Origin of the sequence: Serratia sp. HRI (assembly GCF_010119335.3) — a bacterium.
In the GTDB taxonomy this organism is placed as follows: Bacteria; Pseudomonadota; Gammaproteobacteria; order Enterobacterales; family Enterobacteriaceae; genus Serratia; species Serratia nevei.
Map to the genome: position 1 here is coordinate 5,186,199 of NZ_CP083690.1, position 19,266 is coordinate 5,205,464.

Annotated in this window: 18 protein-coding genes and 1 other annotated feature (1 of these 19 cut by a window edge); of the genes, 14 read left to right on the forward strand and 4 right to left on the reverse strand. The window is 58.2% G+C overall.

Features of this window, described 5'->3' with window-relative positions:
- Positions 1–92 (reverse strand) — a sequence feature (Trp leader region) (it extends 12 nt beyond the left edge of the window).
- 252 nt (positions 93–344) lie between these two features.
- From GF111_RS24880 to rluB, 5 genes are all read left to right on the forward strand, one after another.
- Positions 345–1,226, forward strand: coding sequence for a PHP domain-containing protein (locus tag GF111_RS24880; RefSeq protein WP_038877291.1), 882 nt, complete (start codon positions 345–347; stop codon positions 1,224–1,226).
- A gap of 47 nt (positions 1,227–1,273) precedes the next feature.
- On the forward strand, positions 1,274–1,894 hold the full coding sequence (locus tag GF111_RS24885; RefSeq protein WP_033643268.1) for an L-threonylcarbamoyladenylate synthase: 621 nt from the start codon (positions 1,274–1,276) through the stop codon (positions 1,892–1,894).
- A gap of 115 nt (positions 1,895–2,009) precedes the next feature.
- Entirely contained in the window at positions 2,010–2,369 is a 360-nt protein-coding gene (locus tag GF111_RS24890) for a Rap1a/Tai family immunity protein (protein WP_047730562.1), read from the forward strand.
- Between the two features lie 147 nt (positions 2,370–2,516).
- A complete protein-coding gene (locus GF111_RS24895) occupies positions 2,517–3,314 on the forward strand; it encodes an alpha/beta fold hydrolase (RefSeq protein ID WP_147191032.1) in 798 nt (265 codons plus the stop codon).
- 163 nt (positions 3,315–3,477) lie between these two features.
- Positions 3,478–4,383 (forward strand): 23S rRNA pseudouridine(2605) synthase RluB, encoded by a 906-nt coding sequence (rluB, locus tag GF111_RS24900; protein ID WP_025303042.1) that lies wholly within the window; start codon positions 3,478–3,480, stop codon positions 4,381–4,383.
- 37 nt (positions 4,384–4,420) lie between these two features.
- On the opposite strand, the gene cobO is transcribed toward rluB, so the two are convergent.
- Together cobO and GF111_RS24910 are read right to left on the reverse strand one after the other, a co-directional pair.
- Positions 4,421–5,011, reverse strand: coding sequence for a cob(I)yrinic acid a,c-diamide adenosyltransferase (gene cobO, locus GF111_RS24905; RefSeq protein WP_038877297.1), 591 nt, complete (start codon positions 5,009–5,011; stop codon positions 4,421–4,423).
- 13 nt (positions 5,012–5,024) lie between these two features.
- On the reverse strand, positions 5,025–5,786 hold the full coding sequence (locus GF111_RS24910) for a YciK family oxidoreductase (protein WP_038877300.1): 762 nt from the start codon (positions 5,784–5,786) through the stop codon (positions 5,025–5,027).
- A gap of 359 nt (positions 5,787–6,145) precedes the next feature.
- Here GF111_RS24910 and sohB point away from each other — a divergent pair, with 359 nt between their 5' ends.
- Positions 6,146–7,192, forward strand: coding sequence for a protease SohB (gene sohB / locus GF111_RS24915; protein ID WP_147191034.1), 1,047 nt, complete (start codon positions 6,146–6,148; stop codon positions 7,190–7,192).
- Between the two features lie 51 nt (positions 7,193–7,243).
- On the opposite strand, the gene GF111_RS24920 is transcribed toward sohB, so the two are convergent.
- Entirely contained in the window at positions 7,244–7,495 is a 252-nt protein-coding gene (locus GF111_RS24920) for a YciN family protein (RefSeq protein ID WP_047730564.1), read from the reverse strand.
- 427 nt (positions 7,496–7,922) lie between these two features.
- Between GF111_RS24920 and topA the strand changes: the two genes are divergently transcribed.
- The 5 genes from topA (at position 7,923) to acnA (ending at position 15,712) form a co-directional block, all read left to right on the forward strand.
- Complete coding sequence (gene topA / locus GF111_RS24925) at positions 7,923–10,520, forward strand: type I DNA topoisomerase (RefSeq protein ID WP_094460779.1); 2,598 nt, start codon at positions 7,923–7,925, stop codon at positions 10,518–10,520.
- Between the two features lie 361 nt (positions 10,521–10,881).
- Positions 10,882–11,856, forward strand: coding sequence for an HTH-type transcriptional regulator CysB (gene cysB / locus GF111_RS24930; RefSeq protein ID WP_004930690.1), 975 nt, complete (start codon positions 10,882–10,884; stop codon positions 11,854–11,856).
- A gap of 188 nt (positions 11,857–12,044) precedes the next feature.
- The gene (locus GF111_RS24935; protein ID WP_072270247.1) at positions 12,045–12,572 is read left to right on the forward strand and encodes a DUF2778 domain-containing protein; all 528 of its coding nucleotides are present in this window, start codon (positions 12,045–12,047) and stop codon (positions 12,570–12,572) included.
- Entirely contained in the window at positions 12,565–12,816 is a 252-nt protein-coding gene (locus GF111_RS24940; RefSeq protein ID WP_038886047.1) for a hypothetical protein, read from the forward strand. Before GF111_RS24935 ends, GF111_RS24940 begins: the two co-directional genes overlap by 8 nt.
- 223 nt (positions 12,817–13,039) lie before the next feature.
- Positions 13,040–15,712, forward strand: a complete 2,673-nt coding sequence (acnA, locus tag GF111_RS24945; protein WP_147190980.1) for an aconitate hydratase AcnA — start codon at positions 13,040–13,042, stop codon at positions 15,710–15,712.
- A 56-nt stretch (positions 15,713–15,768) separates the two neighbouring features.
- On the opposite strand, the gene ribA is transcribed toward acnA, so the two are convergent.
- A complete protein-coding gene (ribA, locus tag GF111_RS24950; protein WP_019452695.1) occupies positions 15,769–16,362 on the reverse strand; it encodes a GTP cyclohydrolase II in 594 nt (197 codons plus the stop codon).
- A 279-nt stretch (positions 16,363–16,641) separates the two neighbouring features.
- On the opposite strand from ribA, the gene pgpB reads away from it, so the two are divergent.
- From pgpB to lapB, 3 genes are all read left to right on the forward strand, one after another.
- Positions 16,642–17,406, forward strand: a complete 765-nt coding sequence (gene pgpB / locus GF111_RS24955) for a phosphatidylglycerophosphatase B (RefSeq protein WP_038874446.1) — start codon at positions 16,642–16,644, stop codon at positions 17,404–17,406.
- Between the two features lie 297 nt (positions 17,407–17,703).
- A complete protein-coding gene (locus GF111_RS24960; RefSeq protein WP_038874444.1) occupies positions 17,704–18,006 on the forward strand; it encodes a LapA family protein in 303 nt (100 codons plus the stop codon).
- 6 nt (positions 18,007–18,012) lie between these two features.
- Positions 18,013–19,185: a lipopolysaccharide assembly protein LapB gene (lapB, locus tag GF111_RS24965; protein WP_047730566.1), complete on the forward strand. Its 1,173-nt coding sequence runs from the start codon at positions 18,013–18,015 to the stop codon at positions 19,183–19,185.
- The last annotated feature ends 81 nt before the right edge of the window (positions 19,186–19,266 follow it).

The window sequence follows — 19,266 nt, forward strand, 5'->3', positions numbered from 1 at the left end:
GCATCAGGTGCGGGCTCAGGAAATCTGCATTGTCAGATGACAGCTATGCGCGATTACACCGCCCGCAAGAGGGAGGTACGCCACCAACCGTGAAGAGAAATATATTTGTTCATTTGCAGGCTCTCTCTGTTAACGCTCATCTGACACGGCCATGGCCGTGAACTTGTGTACTAGTTAACTGGTTCGAGACGGCAAAGTCAACCCTCTTTTTGCACAATGTTTTAGCGGTCAGCGTGAATTCTATTCATCATCCGCCCGGCACCTGCGGCCAGGGCAGAATAGATTTCCGTCCGGCCGCCGATCGCGGGTATGATAGAAATCCAAGCCATTGCCGGATAGCCGTTTTGACAGACAGTAACCCCCAATCCACCGCTTTTACTCTGTACGACCTCCACAGCCACACGACCGCCTCCGACGGCTACCTGACGCCGACGCAGCTGGTGCAGCGGGCGGTCGAGATGCGCGTGGGCGTGCTGGCGATCACCGATCACGACACCACCGCCGGGTTGGCCGAGGCCGCCGCCGCCATTGCGGAGCAGGCGTTGCCGCTGCGGTTGGTCAACGGGGTGGAAATCTCGACGCTGTGGGAAAATCATGAGATCCATATCGTTGGGTTGGGCATGGACGTCGCGCACCCGGCGCTGGTGGCGCTATTGGCAGAACAAACCGAACGCCGCAATCGCCGTGCGCAGGAGATCGGCGTGCGTCTGGGTAAGGCGCGCATTCCCGACGCCTATGCCGGCGCCCAGCGGTTGGCGGGGGCCGGTGCGGTGACCCGCGGCCATTTCGCCCGTTACCTGGTGGAGATTGGCGTGGCGGACAACATGGCGCAGGTATTCAAGAAATACCTGGCCAAGGGCAAAACCGGCTACGTGCCGCCGCAGTGGTGTACAATAGAACAAGCCATTGATGCGATTCATCAATCGGGCGGTCAGGCGGTGATGGCGCATCCCGGCCGTTACGATCTGACCGCGAAGTGGTTGAAACGTTTGCTGGCGCATTTCGCCGAACACGGCGGCGACGCCATGGAAGTGGCGCAGTGTCAGCAGGCGCCGCATGAGCGCTCGCAATTGGCGAAATACGCCCAGGACTACCGCCTGTTGGCCTCGCAAGGCTCTGATTTTCATCAGCCTTGTTCGTGGATCGAACTGGGCCGCAAACTGTGGCTGCCGGGCGGCGTTGAGCCGGTGTGGCGCGATTGGCCGCAGCCGGGCGAGGCGGTCTGATTTTACGCGCGTGGCAACGCGCGCGGGCATCATTTTAGGAGCAAGTCATGAGTCAGCTTTTTTATATTCACCCGGACAACCCGCAGCCGCGTTTGATTAACCAGGCGGTTGAGGTGCTGCGCAAGGGCGGGGTGATCGTTTATCCCACCGATTCCGGCTATGCGCTGGGTTGCATGCTGGAAGAGAAGGCGGCGATGGAACGCATTTGCCGCATCCGTCAGCTGGACGGCAACCACAACTTTACCCTGATGTGCCGCGATCTGTCCGAGCTGTCGACCTATGCGCACGTCGATAATACGGCGTTTCGCCTGATCAAAAACAATACGCCGGGCAACTACACCTTCATTCTGAAAGCGACGAAAGAAGTGCCGCGCCGTTTGATGAATGAAAAGCGCAAAACCATCGGCCTGCGCGTGCCGTCAAACCCGATCGCATTGGCGCTGCTGGAGGCGCTGAACGAACCGATGATGTCCACCACGCTGATGCTGCCGGGCAATGACTTTGCCGAGTCCGATCCGGAAGAGATCAGCGATCACCTGGGCAAGGTGGTCGATCTGGTGATCCACGGCGGCTTCCTCGGCCAACAGCCGACGACGGTTATCGATCTGACCGAATCCTCACCGGAAGTGGTGCGTGAAGGAGCGGGTGACGCGGCGCCTTTCCGTTGATGTCAATTGTTGCCACCTTGACCATTGTCTGAAAATCGGCTGAAGCGACGCTATTTCGCATGAAAGCCGCTATTCTTGAATACTTCAGAATTGATAATGGGCAGGATGCGCAGCAATGATTAAACAGGTTTCTTTTTTAGCGGCCTTATTATTTTCCTCAATGGCAAATGCGGGGTTTTATTCGGGCAGCGGTTTGCTGGCGGAATCCGGCGGTTACGTAAAAAATAAAAGCGGTGAAGCCACCGTGGCCGAAGCGCTGAATGGCGGCATGTTCATGGGATACGTCGCCGGCGTATTCGATACCTACTCCATGCAGGGCAACCGCAATATTTGCCCCGAAGCCGGGATTAGCATCGGCGTAGCCGCCGACGCGGTGATGCAGTATTTGAACGCGCATCCTGAGCAGCTGCATTATTCCGCGCCGTCGGTGATCATGCTGGCGTTAACCGCCGCCTATCCCTGCGTGCGTCATTAAGTTCCTATTCCAATTCGTGCGCATTTTTTCATAAGGTGCGCTCGGACTCTTTCCGCACGAACTTCAATAGATCAATGCCTGCTGCGCTGTCACCTTATCCCCTCGGTATTTCCCGAACGGGTCGGGGAGAGACGCGCAGGAGGTAATATGACCGCATTTCACAGCGCCAACATGATGCTCGACTATCAGGATATCGGCTCAGGGCCGCTCACGCTGGTGTTGCTGCCCGGCTGGTGCGAGCCGAAAACCGTATTTGCGCCGTTTATCGCCTTGGCGGCTGAACGCTATCGGGTGATCAGCATCGACTGGCGCGGCCACGGCCTGTCGTCAAAAGCGTCGGGGATGTCGCTGGCGGCGGACGATTTGCTGGAAGATGTGCGTCAGCTGCTGACGGCGCTGCGTTTGGATGACGTGATCACCCTGTCGGTGGCGCACGCCAGCTGGCTGGCGGTGGCGCTGGCCGAAGCGTTGCCGCAGCGGATACGGGGCATGGTGTTTCTCGACTGGATCATGACGCAGCCGGAGCCGGCGTTCTTTACGGCTGTGAGCCGTATGCAGCAGCCGCAGCAGTGGCTGGCGACGCGCGACGCCTTGTTCGACTTCTGGCAGGGGGGCATACGCCACGATCGGGTCAAACGCCATCTGGAGGTCGAGATGGCGCAGGAAGATTACCGGCTCTGGCGTGCCGCCGGCGTGGCCATCGAACAGGCCTACCGGCAATTCGGCTCGCCGCTGCAACGCCTGGCGGGAATGAGCGCGCCGCCGCTGTGCCGGCATATTTACTCGTTGGATCGCCGCGACGACTATCTGCGGCAGCAGCAGGCTTTTGCCGCCGAGCAGCCGTTTTTCTCTGTGGTACGGTTAGGGGAGGCTCATACTCACCTCGGCATTCTGGAACGGCCCGACGCGGTGCTGTGGGCGGTGGAGGATTTTTTGGCGCCGTGAACGCCGTCTGAAGGGGGCCACCGCCGATAAAGTGGGTTTCAACACCTTAGAAAGCCTGTATAATGCGCGGTTCGATCCTGATAAACGTATTATTACCGTGGTGGCGCTTGGCCGCGGCGGTTATCCCCCCGACGCCTGTGAAGGCGACATTAGAGGTTGCTCAATGAGCGAAAAGTTACAGAAAGTTTTAGCGCGCGCCGGGCATGGCTCGCGTCGTGAAATCGAAACCATGATTGAAGCCGGACGCGTCAGCGTCGACGGCAAGGTCGCCAAGCTGGGCGATCGCGTTGAAGTGACCCCAGCGATGAAAATTCGTCTGGATGGCCATGTCCTGTCGATCAAAGAATCCGAAGAGGTGGTTTGCCGGGTGCTGGCTTACTACAAACCGGAAGGCGAGCTGTGTACCCGCAGCGATCCTGAAGGCCGCCCGACGGTGTTCGATCGCTTGCCGAAGCTGCGTGGTTCACGCTGGGTGGCGGTAGGGCGACTGGACGTCAACACCTCCGGTCTGCTGCTGTTCACCACCGATGGCGAACTGGCCAACCGTCTGATGCACCCGAGCCGTGAAGTGGAGCGCGAGTACGCGGTACGCGTGTTCGGCCAGGTTGACGATGCGAAAGTGAAGCAGCTGAGCAAGGGTGTGCAGCTGGAAGACGGCCCGGCCGCCTTCCGCACCATCAGCTTCCAGGGCGGTGAAGGCCTCAACCAGTGGTACAACGTGACCCTGACCGAAGGTCGTAACCGTGAAGTGCGTCGCCTGTGGGAAGCGGTGGGTGTGCAGGTGAGCCGCCTGATCCGCGTGCGCTACGGCGACATCGATCTGCCGAAAGGCCTGCCGCGCGGCGGCTGGGCCGAGCTGGATCTGCCGGCGATCAACTACCTGCGCGAGCTGGTGGAATTGAAGCCGGAAACGGTCAGCAAAATGCCGGTGGAGCGTGAACGCCGCCGCGTGAAGGCCAACCAGATCCGCCGCGCGGTCAAGCGCCACTCTCAGGTGGCCGGCAGCGGCCGCCGCAGTGCGCCAGGTAGCAAGCCGGGTAAACCGGGCAAGCCAAGCAAACGCAGCTAACCCTCATTCTGGCCCCGTTCGGGGCCAGAACTTTTTGTTACCAATCGATCCCCTGTTGCGCCTTCACGCCTGCATCGAACGCGTGTTTTACCGGCCGCATCTCCGTGACCGTATCCGCCAGTTCCAGCAGATCGCGATGGCAACCGCGCCCGGTCAGGATCACCGTTTGGTGCGCAGGGCGCCCCAGCAACGCTGCCTTCAGCTCTTCCAGTTCCAGATAATCGTAGGTCAGCATGTAGGTCACTTCGTCCAGCAGCACCAGATCCAGGCTGCTGTCGGCCAGCATGCGTTTGCCGTGCTGCCACACCGCCTGACAGGCGGCGGTATCGCCGGCTTTATTCTGCGTCTCCCAGGTAAAACCGGTGGCCATCACCTGGAATTCAACGCCGTGTTGCTGCAGCAGGTTTTTTTCGCCATTGGGCCACTCGCCCTTGATGAACTGGATCACCCCGGCGCGCATGCCGTGGCCAACCGCCCGGGTGACGGTGCCGAAGGCGGCCGTGGTTTTACCCTTGCCGTTGCCGGTAAACACCAGCAGCAGGCCGCGCGTGTCCTGCGCGGCGGCGATGCGGGCATCGACCTGTTCTTTCAGGCGCTGCTGGCGCTGTTGATGACGATCTTCCGCCATGAAACGCTCCTTATTATTCGGCCGCGCCGGGTTTACGGTTCGGCTGTGCGTCGAAGCTCATGCCGGTTTTGCGGCGGCTGTCTTCGCCCATCAGATACAGATACAGCGGCATGATATCGGCCGGGGTTTTCAGTTTGTTCTTGTCTTCATGCGGGAAGGCAGATGCGCGCATTTTGGTGCGGGTGCCGCCCGGATTGATGCAGTTCACCCGCAAATTGCGGTTTTTATACTCGTCGGCCAACACCTGCATCATTCCCTCGGTGGCGAACTTCGACACCGCATAGGCACCCCAGTCTGCGCGGCCGGTGCGCCCGACGCTGGAACTGGTGAACACCAGCGAACCGGCGTGGGATTTCAGCAGCAGCGGCAGCAGCGCCTGAGTCAGCATAAAGGTGGCGTTGACGTTAACCTGCATCACCTCTTGCCACATGGTCATCGACAGATCGGCCATCGGCGCGATGTCGCCGAGCAGGCCGGCGTTGTGCAACACGCCGTCAAGGCGGGGGATCTGGCTCGCCAGATCGTCGGCTATCTGCCGGCATTGCTCCTGAGTAGCGTGCAGCAAGTCCAGCGTCACCACCCGGGCCGGGGCGCTGCCCTGGGCCGCGATCTCTTGTTGTACCGCCAGCAGTTTGCTCTCGGTGCGCCCCAGCAGCACCAGCTGAGCGCCGAAGCGCGCGTAGGTCAGCGCCGCTTCGCGGCCGATGCCGTCGCCGGCGCCGGTGACCAAAATGATACGTTGTTCGAGCAGATCTTGTTTGGGTTGGTAATGCACGATAAATCCTCGCCTGGGTGGCTGTTCTCCCGCGAATATCGGGGAGCAAGGGTGAAACGCGCGGCCGGGGCGGGAGCGAAGGCTCGACCGTCTGCGGGCCGCGCAGCGAATTCGTCTCATCGTATTGATGAATAATGGGTGTTATATGCCTTAATCCGTGGGCATTTTCAATGCGTAGCAGGCTGAAATGGCATTCTTTTGTAACAAAAGCACGGCGGCGGCGCCTTGGTTCGGCCTTGAATCGTCCCCATAGTGATGATCCGTGCGCAATGAATTTTCATTTAGCCGCGACAGCAGCCGCTGCGGTTGGCTAAAATGGAAAGAAGCATACTAACAACCTGTAAATAAAGGCGGAATCTGTGGAGTTTATATCTGTTTATGGCCTGTTTCTGGCCAAGGTCGCCACGGTGGTGCTCGCCATCGCCGCGTTGGCCATCCTGGCGGTCAGTTTGGGGCAACGCAAGAACCGCCAGAAAGGGGAGCTGCAGCTGACCGATCTCGGTGAACAGTATCGCGAGATGCAGCGTGATATGCGCCTGGCGCGTATGGATACCGCCGAGCAGAAGGTCTGGCTGAAACAGTTCAAGAAGCAGACCAAGGCCGACGACAAGCTGAAGAAGCAGCGTGCCAAGTCCGGCGCGGTGGAAGTGACTAAGCCGTGCCTGTATGTGCTGGACTTCAAGGGCAGCATGGACGCGCACGAGGTGACCTCGCTGCGCGAAGAGATCTCGGCGGTGCTGGCGGTAGCGTCGGCGCAGGATGAAGTTCTGTTGCGCCTGGAAAGCCCGGGCGGGGTGGTGCACGGCTACGGCCTGGCGGCCTCGCAGCTGGAGCGCCTGCGCAAAGGCGGCATTCGCCTGACGGTAGCGGTGGATAAAGTGGCGGCCAGCGGCGGCTACATGATGGCCTGCGTCGCGGATCGCATCGTGGCGGCGCCGTTCGCCATCATCGGCTCCATCGGCGTGGTGGCGCAGATCCCGAACTTCCACCGCCTGCTGAAGAAGAACGACATCGACGTGGAGCTGCACACCGCCGGGCAGTTTAAACGTACGCTGACGCTGTTTGGTGAAAACACCGAACAGGGGCGGGAGAAGTTCCGCGAAGATCTGAACGAAACCCACGAGCTGTTCAAGCGCTTCGTGCATGAGCAGCGCCCGTCGCTGGACATCGACAGCGTCGCCACCGGTGAGCACTGGTTCGGTTCACAGGCGAAAGAGAAGGGGCTAATCGACGCCATCGGCACCAGCGATGACTTGCTGATCGCCGAGCTGGACAACCACGAAGTGATCGCCGTGCGCTATACGCGCCGCAAACGCCTGATGGATCGCTTCACCGGCAGCGTGGCGGAAAGCGTCGATCGCTTGCTGTTGCGCTGGTGGCAGCGTGGTGAAAAGCCGCTGCTGTAACGGTGGCGATAGCGTGAATCAACGGGGGCCAGGTGCCCCCGTTTTCTTTTCTCAATCGACCAGGTGGTATTTTTCCGAAAGCCGATGGGCCAAATGTTTAAACATATTAAATACCGCGGTGGTTTTGGCGGTGGGCAATCCATCGGCATCCAAAAAGTATTCGCCGCGGAAAACTAAAACGCCGCTTTTTTGTTCAACGTCGGTGGCGATCATGCCGTGCAGATAATCTTCGTGTTGGCGGATGATGTTATTTGCCTCCGCCAGCAGGGCCTCGCGGCTGATAGGGGCAGTATTTGTGCGCATTTATTAGACTCCAAACTAAAAACTCTGCACATATTCTAACGCCGGTTCGCTTTTATCCGCAAACCGACTAAGGTTTATTTGCCGTCTGGATGGCCATGGGCGCCCGCCGGTTGGCGAAATCGGTCTTTCCGTGCTAATTAGGTTGCGTGACGCTTTTTATCAGGTACAGTGTGGGATTTTGCGGCGTCAGGTGGAAGGTTTTGTTTACGCCATGAATAAAACTCACACAGCCATACTTCTGGGGCATGGGTGAATAGCAGGCAGGATCAACAACTTGCGTTCAGGTTGAGCAGTTGGGCAACCAAAAGAAAAAAATCTGTTGATCTCTTGCCAGACTGCCGCAATATAAAAAAAGAGACACGAATTGCCGCGGCACGGCGAGATAAAAGACTTCTTTTTAGAAGAAATAAATTAGGTAAAGGTAAATATGGGTAAAGCTCTCGTAATAGTTGAGTCCCCGGCAAAAGCCAAAACTATTAATAAATATTTAGGAAGTGACTACGTGGTGAAGTCCAGCGTCGGTCATATCCGTGATTTGCCGACCAGTGGCTCAGCCAGCAAAAAGAGCGCTGACTCAACCGAAGACAAAGCCAAGAAAAAAGTTAAAAAAGATGAGAAGGCGGCGCTGGTAAATCGCATGGGCGTCGACCCTTACCACGGCTGGAAAGCGCATTATGAAATCCTGCCGGGTAAAGAAAAAGTGGTCGCCGAGTTAAAATCGTTGGCGGAAAACGCCGACCACATTTATCTCGCAACCGACCTTGACCGCGAAGGGGAAGCCATCGCCTGGCACCTGCGGGAAGTGATCGGTGGGGATGACAAACGCTTTAGCCGCGTGGTGTTTAACGAAATCACCAAAAACGCGATCCAGCAGGCGTTCAAACAGCCGGGCGAGCTGAACATTGACCGCGTCAACGCGCAGCAGGCGCGCCGGTTCATGGACCGCGTGGTGGGCTATATGGTCTCGCCGCTGCTGTGGAAGAAAATCGCCCGCGGTCTGTCCGCCGGCCGCGTGCAGTCGGTGGCGGTGCGCCTGGTGGTTGAGCGCGAGCGCGACATCAAGGCCTTCGTGCCGGAAGAGTACTGGGAGCTGCATGCCGATCTGCTGGCGAAGGGTGAAACCGCGCTGCAGATGGAAGTGACCCACGCGCACGACAAACCGTTCAAGCCGGTCAACCGCGAGCAGACTCACGCCGCGGTCAAGCTGCTGGAAAAAGCCCGTTACACGGTGCTGGATCGCGAAGACAAACCGACCAGCAGCAAACCGGGCGCGCCTTTCATTACCTCCACGCTGCAACAGGCCGCCAGCACCCGCCTGAGCTTCGGCGTGAAGAAAACCATGATGATGGCGCAACGGCTGTATGAAGCCGGCCACATCACCTATATGCGTACCGATTCCACCAACTTGAGCCAGGATGCGCTCAACATGGTGCGTGGCTACATTGGCGACAACTTCGGCGACAAATACCTGCCGAAGGCGCCGAATCAGTACAGCAGCAAAGAGAATTCGCAGGAAGCGCACGAAGCGATCCGTCCTTCGGACGTGAACGTGCTCGCCGAGCAGTTGAAAGACATGGAAGCGGACGCGCAGAAGCTGTATCAGCTGATCTGGCGCCAGTTCGTCGCCTGCCAGATGACGCCGGCGCAATACGATTCCACCACGCTGACGGTGAAAGCCGGCGATTATCAGCTGCGCGCCAAGGGCCGTACGCTGCGCTTTGACGGCTGGACCAAGGTGATGCCGGCGCTGCGCAAGGGCGATGAAGATCGCACCCTGCCATACGTCGAAATCGGCAGCGAACTGGATCTGCAGAAACTGATCCCGAGCCAGCACTTCACCAAGCCGCCGGCGCGCTACAGCGAAGCCTCGCTGGTGAAAGAGCTGGAAAAACGCGGTATCGGCCGTCCGTCCACCTACGCCTCCATCATCTCGACCATTCAGGATCGCGGTTATGTGCGGGTGGAAAGCCGCCGCTTCTATGCCGAGAAAATGGGCGAGATCGTCACCGATCGTCTGGAAGAAAACTTCCGCGAGCTGATGAACTATGACTTCACCGCGCGCATGGAAGACGGCCTCGATGAGGTCGCCAACAACCAGGCCGAGTGGAAAGCGGTGCTGGACGAGTTCTTCGTCGACTTCAGCGAGCAGCTGGAAACGGCGGAGAAAGATCCGGAAGAAGGCGGCATGCGGCCTAACCAGATGGTGATGACCAGCATCGACTGCCCGACCTGCGGCCGCAAGATGGGTATCCGTACTGCCAGCACCGGCGTGTTCCTCGGTTGTTCCGGCTATGCGCTGCCGCCGAAGGAGCGCTGCAAAACCACCATCAATCTGGTGCCTGAAGCGGAAGTGCTCAACATCCTCGAAGGCGACGACGCGGAAACCAACGCGCTGCGCGCCCGCCGTCGCTGCAAGAAATGTGGTACGGCGATGGACAGCTATCTGATCGACAACCAGCGCAAGCTGCACGTTTGCGGTAACAACCCGGCGTGTGACGGCTATGAAATCGAAGAGGGCGAGTTCCGCCTGAAAGGCTACGATGGCCCGGTGGTGGAGTGCGACAAGTGCGGCTCGGAAATGCACCTGAAAATGGGGCGTTTCGGCAAGTACATGGGCTGTACCAACGAGAACTGTAAAAACACCCGCAAGATCCTGCGTAACGGCGATGTCGCGCCGCCGAAGGAAGATCCGGTGCCGTTGCCGGAGCTGCCGTGCGAGAAGTCTGACGCCTATTTCGTGCTGCGTGACGGCGCTGCCGGCGTGTTCCTGGCGGCCAACACCTTCCCTAAATCGCGCGAGACCCGTGCGCCGCTGGTGGAAGAGCTGGCTCGCTTCAAGGATCGCCTGCCGGAGAAGCTGCGCTATCTGGCCGATGCGCCGGTGTCGGATGCCGAAGGCAATAAAACGCTGGTGCGTTTCAGCCGTAAAACCAAACAGCAGTACGTCTCTTCTGAAAAAGATGGCAAGGCGACCGGTTGGTCCGCGTTCTACGTGGACGGCAAGTGGGTCGAAGGCAAGAAGTAAGGCCGCTGTCCTGCCAGTAAGATGAAAAACCAGCCCCGGCGGCTGGTTTTTTTATTGGTGAAAAGCGGCAAACGGATCTATCCTTTGCTGTTTTTATCCCTCCGCCACCGCCGTTTCACGTTGATACCAATGCAAAATAATCGTTATCATAGTGTGACGCGGATCTATACTTGAAGCTGCAACGTGGTATAGTGGTTATATAAAAAGTTTTTTTATTATTAAAGCTTATTAACAACGGCGTTTTCTTCACCATCAGGGTAAAACACGGTGTTTATGGCTTGTGAGTTTCAGCATACCGGGGCGACACCGATATACCTGGCTGCGGGTAAGCCGCAGTGTTTAACCTAGGATGGTATAAGATATGAAATTGCAGCAGCTTCGTTACATTGTGGAAGTGGTTAACCACAACCTGAATGTCTCCTCGACGGCAGAAGGGCTCTATACCTCGCAACCCGGCATCAGTAAACAGGTGCGCATGCTCGAAGATGAGCTGGGCATCCAGATTTTCGCCCGCAGCGGCAAACACCTGACCCAGGTCACCCCGGCCGGCCAGGAAATCATTCGCATCGCACGTGAAGTGCTGTCCAAGGTGGACGCCATCAAAGCCGTCGCCGGTGAACACACCTACCCGGACAAAGGCTCGCTGTACGTCGCCACCACGCATACCCAGGCTCGCTACGCCTTGCCCAACGTAATCAAAGGCTTCATCGAGCGTTACCCGCGCGTCTCGCTGCACATGCATCAGGGCTCGCCGACGCAGATCGCTGAAGCGGTCTCCAAAGGGACCGCCGATTTCGCCATCGCCACCGAAGCGCTGCACTTGTACGACGATCTCATCATGCTGCCGTGCTATCACTGGAACCGCGCGGTAGTCGTGAAGCCCGACCATCCTTTGGCGGGCAAAAGCAGCATCAGCATTGAAGAGCTGGCGGCTTATCCGATCGTCACTTACACCTTCGGCTTTACCGGGCGTTCGGAGTTGGATACCGCCTTCAACCGCGCCGGCCTGACGCCGCGCATCGTCTTTACCGCCACCGACGCCGACGTGATCAAAACCTACGTGCGTCTGGGATTGGGGGTGGGGGTGATCGCCAGCATGGCGGTGGATCCGGTTCAGGATCCGGATCTGGTGACGGTGGATGCGCGTGATATCTTCACCTACAGCACCACCAAGATCGGCTTCCGCCGCAGCACCTTCCTGCGCAGCTACATGTACGACTTCATTCAGCGCTTCGCGCCGCACCTGACGCGCGATGTGGTCGACAGCGCGGTGGCGCTGCGCTCCAACGAAGAGATCGAAGCGATGTTCAAGGACATCAAGCTGCCGATTAAGTAACTATCGACGATATCAAATCAAACCCGGAAAGGCGCCTGCCTAACCGGGTTTTTTTAGCCCGGAAATCCGTGCCTTCTTGCTTCTCAGGATCATCCTGAAAAGTCGCTGCCCTCTTTTCAACCCGTTAGCGTCTGAGTAGAGTGCAAACGTTCGGATCATTGAATAAGGAAATTCAACGTTATGCAGATATGCAGATTTGCAGACTTAACTACAACGATGCCTCTCCAGACCGCCGCGTGCTGAAACTCCACGTCTACGGGGTGGGGACGTTTCCGGTGTTTTCAGGCAAGCCGAGTATGCTAAATCGTCCTGATTGCTCTTTCAGAGACAAAGGGGCGCTACCCCCGGGGCAGTATTGGATTGTTGATCGCCCTCATGGGAGTATACGAAACCAGCTGGAGTCATTAGGTAAAGACATATGGCATGGAACAAACCATTCTACGTGGCTTGGTTTGTTCAGTTTCCAAACGCTTACCGATAATTTGTGGATTAATGGACAAGATCGAGGCGGCTTTCGCATTCATCCATTGAGACCTAATGGCGAAGGAGAATCATGGGGTTGCATTACCTTCTACCATATTGCTGATTTTAATCGATTTCGACACGCACTCGTCCAACGTAGAAAATTCAAAATCCCCGGCTCACGTGTAGGTATCATGTCCTATGGTAGGGTAGATGTTACGGGTTCAACTAACTACGAGGCTTGCGATGTTTAAGAATTTGATGCTGTTTGCAACTTGTTTCATAGCGTCGTTTTTTATTCTTAACAAAATCCCGGTGCTTAAAAATCTGGTTGATATGACTGTAAATCAGGTTGGTGATTGGATGAATGCCGCTAACATAGCGAAAAGTGATGGAGAGTTTGATCCAGCGTTTCTCCCCGTGGTGATAACCTATATGTTGCTCGCGACATTTATTTTAATGGCCGTCGTCAAACGCTTAATGCGTAAACCCCGCTAAAGCCGCAGGATTTTCCCTGCCAAAACGCCGCCTCGTTGCGGCGTTTTTGTTGGCGCATTGCCTAACCCCTTGGCGGCGCTCGCACTTATTTTCCGCTGATTGTTCCTGCCTATCGCTGTGATCAAATCGTGTTGTTATCAAAACGTTAACTTATCTTTGTGGTATCTTTAAACAAGACCTCACTGATTACCCTGTTTTAGTCACAATAAGAAATGGAGGAGCTATGTCGTCCGATCTTCGTGAAACGAGTCTGGATAAGCTGGTTGCGCTGAATAGCGAATATTACTACTACAGCCTGCCGCTGGCGGCGAAGCAGCTGGGTGATATCGACCGGTTGCCGAAATCAATGAAAGTGCTGTTGGAGAACCTGCTGCGCCATGTGGATGGCGATACTGTGCAGGTTGACGACCTCAAGGCCATCGTTGCCTGGCTGCAAACCGGCCATGCTGATCGTGAGATCGCCTACTGTCCGGCGCGCGTGCTGATGCAGGATTTTACCGGCGTTCCAGCGGTGGTGGATCTGGCGGCGATGCGCGAAGCGGTGCGGCGGCTGGGCGGCAACGTCGACCAGGTGAACCCGCTGTCGCCGGTGGATCTGGTGATTGACCACTCGGTTACCGTCGATGAATTTGGCGATGACAACGCCTTTGAAGACAACGTACGTATCGAAATGCAGCGCAACCACGAGCGCTACACCTTTCTGCGCTGGGGGCAGAAAGCCTTCAACCGCTTCCGCGTAGTGCCGCCGGGCACCGGCATCTGTCACCAGGTTAACCTTGAATACCTTGGCCAAACGGTCTGGCACAGCGACGAAAGCGGCCGCCGCGTGGCTTATCCCGATACGCTGGTGGGCACCGATTCCCATACCACCATGATCAACGGCCTCGGCATCCTCGGCTGGGGCGTCGGCGGCATCGAAGCGGAAGCGGCGATGCTGGGCCAGCCGGTGTCGATGCTGATCCCCGACGTGGTCGGCTTCAAGCTGACCGGCAAGCTCCGCGAGGGTATTACCGCCACCGACCTGGTGTTGACCGTGACCCAAATGCTGCGTAAGCACGGCGTTGTCGGCAAGTTCGTCGAGTTTTACGGCGACGGGCTGGCCGATCTGCCGCTGGCGGACCGGGCAACCATCGCCAACATGTCGCCGGAGTTCGGCGCCACCTGTGGCTTCTTCCCGGTGGATGACGTTACGCTCGGCTATATGAAGCTCAGCGGCCGCAGCGCCGAACAAATCGCACTGGTGGAAGCCTACGCCAAAGCGCAGGGCATGTGGCGTAACCCGGGTGATGAACCGGTCTTCACCAGCTCGCTGGCGCTGGACATGTCAACCGTGGAAGCCAGCCTCGCCGGGCCGAAACGCCCGCAGGATCGCGTTGCGCTGCCGAATGTGCCGCAGGCGTTCAAGGCTGCCACCGAGCTGGATATCGGGGGGCACAAGGCCGATACCGACAGCAAAACCTTTACGCTGGACGGGCAGCAGCACGAACTGCGCGACGGCGCGGTGGTGATCGCGGCGATCACCTCCTGCACCAACACCTCCAACCCGAGCGTGATGATGGCGGCCGGCCTGCTGGCGAAAAATGCCGTCAAGAAAGGGCTGCGCAGCAAACCCTGGGTAAAAACCTCGCTGGCGCCGGGATCCAAAGTGGTAACCGACTACTTCGACAGCGCCAAACTCACCGCCTATCTGGAAGAGCTGGGGTTCAACCTGGTGGGGTATGGCTGCACCACCTGCATCGGTAACTCCGGCCCGCTGCCGGATCCGATCGAGCAGGCGATCAAAGAGGGCGATCTGACCGTGGGCGCGGTGCTGTCGGGCAACCGCAACTTCGAAGGGCGTATTCACCCGCTGGTGAAAACCAACTGGCTGGCCTCGCCGCCGCTGGTGGTGGCTTATGCGCTGGCGGGCAGCATGAAGATTGATCTGACCAAAGAGCCGCTGGGCGAGGGCAACGACGGTCAACCGGTCTACCTGAAGGATATCTGGCCGAGCAGCCAGGACATCGCTCAGGCGGTAGAAGAAGTGCGCACCGAGATGTTCCACAAGGAATACGGCGAAGTGTTCGACGGCGACGCCAACTGGCAAGCGATCCAGGTGGCCGGTTCGGCGACCTATCAGTGGCAGGAGGATTCTACCTATATCCGCCATCCGCCGTTCTTCAGCACCATGAAGGTGAAACCGGATCCGGTGCAGGACATCAAAGACGCGCGCATTCTGGCGATTCTGGCCGATTCGGTGACCACCGACCACATCTCGCCGGCGGGCAACATCAAGCGCGACAGCCCGGCAGGGCGCTACCTGAGCGAGCACGGCGTGGCACCGCAGGATTTCAACTCCTACGGCTCGCGCCGCGGCAACCACGAAGTGATGATGCGCGGCACCTTCGCCAACATCCGCATCCGCAACGAAATGGTGCCGGGCGTGGAAGGCGGCTATACCCGCCATATTCCGTCGCAGCAGCAGCTGTCTATCTACGACGCCGCCATGCAGTATCAGCAGGAGAAGGTGCCGCTGGCGGTGATCGCCGGTAAAGAGTACGGTTCCGGCTCCAGCCGCGACTGGGCGGCGAAAGGGCCGCGCCTGCTGGGCGTGCGGGTGGTGATTGCCGAGTCCTTCGAGCGTATCCACCGCTCCAACCTGATCGGCATGGGGATTTTGCCGCTGGAGTTCCCGCAGGGAGTGACGCGCAAAACCCTGGGGCTGACCGGGGATGAGCAGATCAGCGTCGGCGGCCTGCAGCAGCTGCAGCCGGGCCAGACGGTGCCGGTGCATATCACCTATGCCGACGGGCGCAAGGAGGTGATCGACACCCGTTGCCGCATCGATACCGGCAATGAGCTGACCTACTACGAAAACGACGGCATTCTGCACTATGTGATCAGGAAAATGCTGTAATTAAGCAATAAAAAGGGCGCCGTAAGGCGCCCTGATTGTTTCCGCCGCGGCGGCGATCACTTCTGGTCGAGCAAATGGCCCATTTTGGCGGCCTTGGTCGCCAGATAGTGTTCGTTCTTCGGGTTGCGGCCGACGATCAGCGGCACGCGCTCGCTGATGTTGATACCGGCTTCGGTCAGGATCTCGACCTTTTTCGGGTTGTTGGTCAGCAAACGCACCGCGTCGACGCCCAGCAGTTTGAACATGTCGGCGCACAGGGTGAAGTCGCGTTCGTCGGCGGCGAAGCCGAGCTGATGGTTGGCCTCCACGGTGTCGGCGCCCTTATCCTGCAGGGCATAGGCGCGGATCTTGTTCAACAGGCCGATATTGCGGCCCTCCTGGCGATGATAAAGCAGGATGCCGCGGCCTTCTTCGGCAATCTGCTCCAGCGCGGCTTCCAGTTGAAAACCGCAGTCGCAGCGCAGGCTGAACAGAGCATCGCCGGTCAGACATTCGGAATGCACGCGCGCGAGCACCGGCGCTTCGCCGGAAATATCACCGAATACCAGCGCCAGATGGTCATGCCCGGTCGCCAGTTCTTCGAATCCTACCATCAGGAAATCGCCCCAAGGTGTCGGCAGTTTAGCCTCTGCCACCCGTTTAAGCTGCATGTCACTCTCCACAAAAGCGTACGATTCAATCATTGTCGCGCATCCTAAGTCCGGTACGGTAAATTGACCAAGACTAAAACGTGCTACGCCGATCTCTATTTCGTTAATTATCGGCTATTTTGCCACAACTTCTTGCCGGGCGGTGCTCAGCAAACCAGCAGATGGCGTTTTCTGGCCACCTATTATTGCGATAGGTTGCCTATCTGTTTAATTTTTCGCGTGTTATCAATATTGCACTCTTGTTACACTGCTGCCTGATTCACGCAGAGGAAGAATAGAATGTACGAGATAGCAAAACGCACGGCGGGCGGCGCACTGCTGCTGCTGTTGATGCCGCTGGCGGTCTGGGTATCCGGTTGGCACTGGCAACCCGGCGGCAATGAGCCGCTGCTCAAAGCGCTGTACTGGGTGACCGAAACCGTGACCTCGCCGTGGGGCATTCTGACCAGCGCTATCCTCTGCGGCTGGTTTTTGTGGTGCCTGCGCTTTCGCCTGAAGGCGGCCATCGGTCTGGCGCTCCTGCTTTTCGCCGCGCTGGTGATCGGGCAGGGGGTGAAGTCGTTAATCAAGGATCGGGTGCAAGAGCCGCGGCCGTTTGTGGTATGGCTGGAGCAAACCCACGGCGTGGACGGCAAATATTTCTATTCGCTGCATCGCAAAGAGCGCAGCGCGCTGGTGCGCGAGCAACTGCAGGATCAGACGCTGGTGCCGAACTGGCTGCGCAAGCACTGGCAGTTTGAAACCGGTTTCGCTTTCCCGTCGGGGCACACCATGTTCGCCGCCACCTGGGCGCTGTTGGGCGTAGGGCTGCTGTGGCCGCGCCGCCATTATAAAACCGTCGCGCTGCTGATGGTGTGGGCGACCGGCGTGATGGGCAGCCGTCTGCTGTTGGGCATGCACTGGCCGCGCGATCTGGCGATGGCCACGCTGATCAGCTGGCTGCTGGTGGTGGTTACCTGCTGGCTGGCGCAGCGCTGGTTCGGCCCGCTGACGCCGCCGCCGCAAGAGCAGCAGGAAATCGCGGCGCGCAAGCCGGAGATATGATCGTTATGTGACCATGTCACAAAAAGGCGGCGTCGGATCGGCGCCGCATTAACCGCTTACATTTTCCCGCCATTGCAATCCGCCCGGCCGCCCCCATATCCTTATAAATTCGACGTTTTGAGAAGCTTTCTCATCAATTTGTTCGCTAAGGCCGTTTACTGCCGAATATGCCAGCAGATATGTGGTTTTATCGTGCCGTGGGGTTTCCCTGCCGCAACGGGAAATGCTAACTTAAGGGTTAGGGACGCCACGTTTTGGCATCGTTAATCCGATTCACTCGGCCTCGCGGGAAAGAATGTGAAATATTTGCTGATTTTTTTGTTGGTTCTGGTGATCTTCGTGATTTCCGTCACCTTGGGTGCGCATAACGATCAGGTGGTCAATTTTAACTATCTGGTTGCGCAGGGCGATTATCGCGTATCGACCCTGTTGGCCACGCTGTTTGGCGGCGGTTTCGTTCTTGGCTGGATCATTTGCGGTCTGTTCTACCTGCGCACGCGCATTGCGCTGGGCCGCGCCGAGCGCAAGATCAAAAGGCTGGAGCTGCAGCTTGAGCAGCCCGCTGAACCGGCGGCTCAGCCCGTTGTCAGCAAGGAATAATCCTCTATGTTAGAACTGCTGTTTCTGTTGCTGCCCGTGGCTGCCGCGTACGGTTGGTACATGGGGCGCAGAAGCGCTCAGCAGGATAAACAGCAAGAAGCCAACCGCCTGTCGCGTGAATACGTGGCAGGGGTGAACTTTCTGCTTTCCAACCAGCAGGACAAGGCGGTCGATCTGTTCCTCGACATGTTGAAAGAGGACAGCAACACCGTTGAAGCCCACCTGACGCTGGGTAACCTGTTCCGTTCGCGTGGCGAAGTCGACCGCGCCATCCGCATCCATCAGGCCTTGATGGAAAGCGCCTCCCTGACCTTCGAACAGCGTCTGCTGGCGGTACAGCAGCTGGGCCGCGACTATATGGCGGCCGGGCTTTACGACCGCGCGGAAGACATGTTCAGCCAGTTGACTGACGAAGAGGATTTTCGCGTATCGGCGCTGCAGCAACTGCTGGTGATCCATCAGGCCACCAGCGATTGGCAAAAAGCAATCGATGTGGCGGAAAAGTTGGTCAAGCTGGGTAAAGAGAAACAACGCGTCGAGATCGCACACTTCTATTGTGAACTGGCGCTGCAGGCGATGGGCAGCGACGATCTCGATCGGGCGATGAGCCTGCTCAAGCGTGCGGACGCAGCCGATAAACAGTGTGCGCGCGTGTCCATCATGTTCGGGCGCATTTACATGGCGCAAAACGACTACGCCAAAGCGGCCGAGTCGCTGCAGCGCGTATTGAGTCAGGATAAAGAGTTGGTCAGCGAAACGCTGCCGATGCTGCAGGAATGCTACACCCATCTGCCGGAACAACAGCACAACTGGGCTGAATTCCTGAAGCGCTGCGTAGAAGAGAACACCGGTGCCACCGCCGATCTGATGCTGGCCGAGATCATCGAGCAGCACGAAGGGCGTGACGTGGTGCAGGTCTATATCAACCGCCAGCTGCAACGCCATCCGACCATGCGGGTGTTTTACCGGCTGATGGATTATCACCTGGCGGACGCCGAAGACGGCCGGGCGAAAGAGAGCCTGCTGCTGTTGCGCGATATGGTCGGCGAGCAAATTCGCACCAAGCCGCGTTACCGCTGCCACAAATGCGGCTTCACCGCGCACTCGCTCTATTGGCATTGCCCGTCGTGCCGCGCCTGGTCATCGGTTAAACCGATCCGCGGCCTGGATGGCCAATAACGCCGCGGCACCAAAATAAAACGGGGCGATTTATCGCCCCGTTTTTTTTATGTTTGACCCGTCCTGAATAGCGTTGACACA

Coding starts and splice junctions, on each gene's coding strand:
- cysB (WP_004930690.1), top strand. CDS start 10,882: ATGAAATTGCAGCAGCTTCGTTACATTGTGGAAGTGGTTAACCACAAC.
- GF111_RS24885 (WP_033643268.1), top strand. CDS start 1,274: ATGAGTCAGCTTTTTTATATTCACCCGGACAACCCGCAGCCGCGTTTG.
- pgpB (WP_038874446.1), top strand. CDS start 16,642: ATGTACGAGATAGCAAAACGCACGGCGGGCGGCGCACTGCTGCTGCTG.
- ribA (WP_019452695.1), bottom strand. CDS start 16,362: ATGCAGCTTAAACGGGTGGCAGAGGCTAAACTGCCGACACCTTGGGGC.
- cobO (WP_038877297.1), bottom strand. CDS start 5,011: ATGGCGGAAGATCGTCATCAACAGCGCCAGCAGCGCCTGAAAGAACAG.
- acnA (WP_147190980.1), top strand. CDS start 13,040: ATGTCGTCCGATCTTCGTGAAACGAGTCTGGATAAGCTGGTTGCGCTG.
- GF111_RS24940 (WP_038886047.1), top strand. CDS start 12,565: ATGTTTAAGAATTTGATGCTGTTTGCAACTTGTTTCATAGCGTCGTTT.
- GF111_RS24935 (WP_072270247.1), top strand. CDS start 12,045: ATGCAGATTTGCAGACTTAACTACAACGATGCCTCTCCAGACCGCCGC.
- rluB (WP_025303042.1), top strand. CDS start 3,478: ATGAGCGAAAAGTTACAGAAAGTTTTAGCGCGCGCCGGGCATGGCTCG.
- topA (WP_094460779.1), top strand. CDS start 7,923: ATGGGTAAAGCTCTCGTAATAGTTGAGTCCCCGGCAAAAGCCAAAACT.
- GF111_RS24920 (WP_047730564.1), bottom strand. CDS start 7,495: ATGCGCACAAATACTGCCCCTATCAGCCGCGAGGCCCTGCTGGCGGAG.
- GF111_RS24895 (WP_147191032.1), top strand. CDS start 2,517: ATGACCGCATTTCACAGCGCCAACATGATGCTCGACTATCAGGATATC.
- lapB (WP_047730566.1), top strand. CDS start 18,013: ATGTTAGAACTGCTGTTTCTGTTGCTGCCCGTGGCTGCCGCGTACGGT.
- GF111_RS24890 (WP_047730562.1), top strand. CDS start 2,010: ATGATTAAACAGGTTTCTTTTTTAGCGGCCTTATTATTTTCCTCAATG.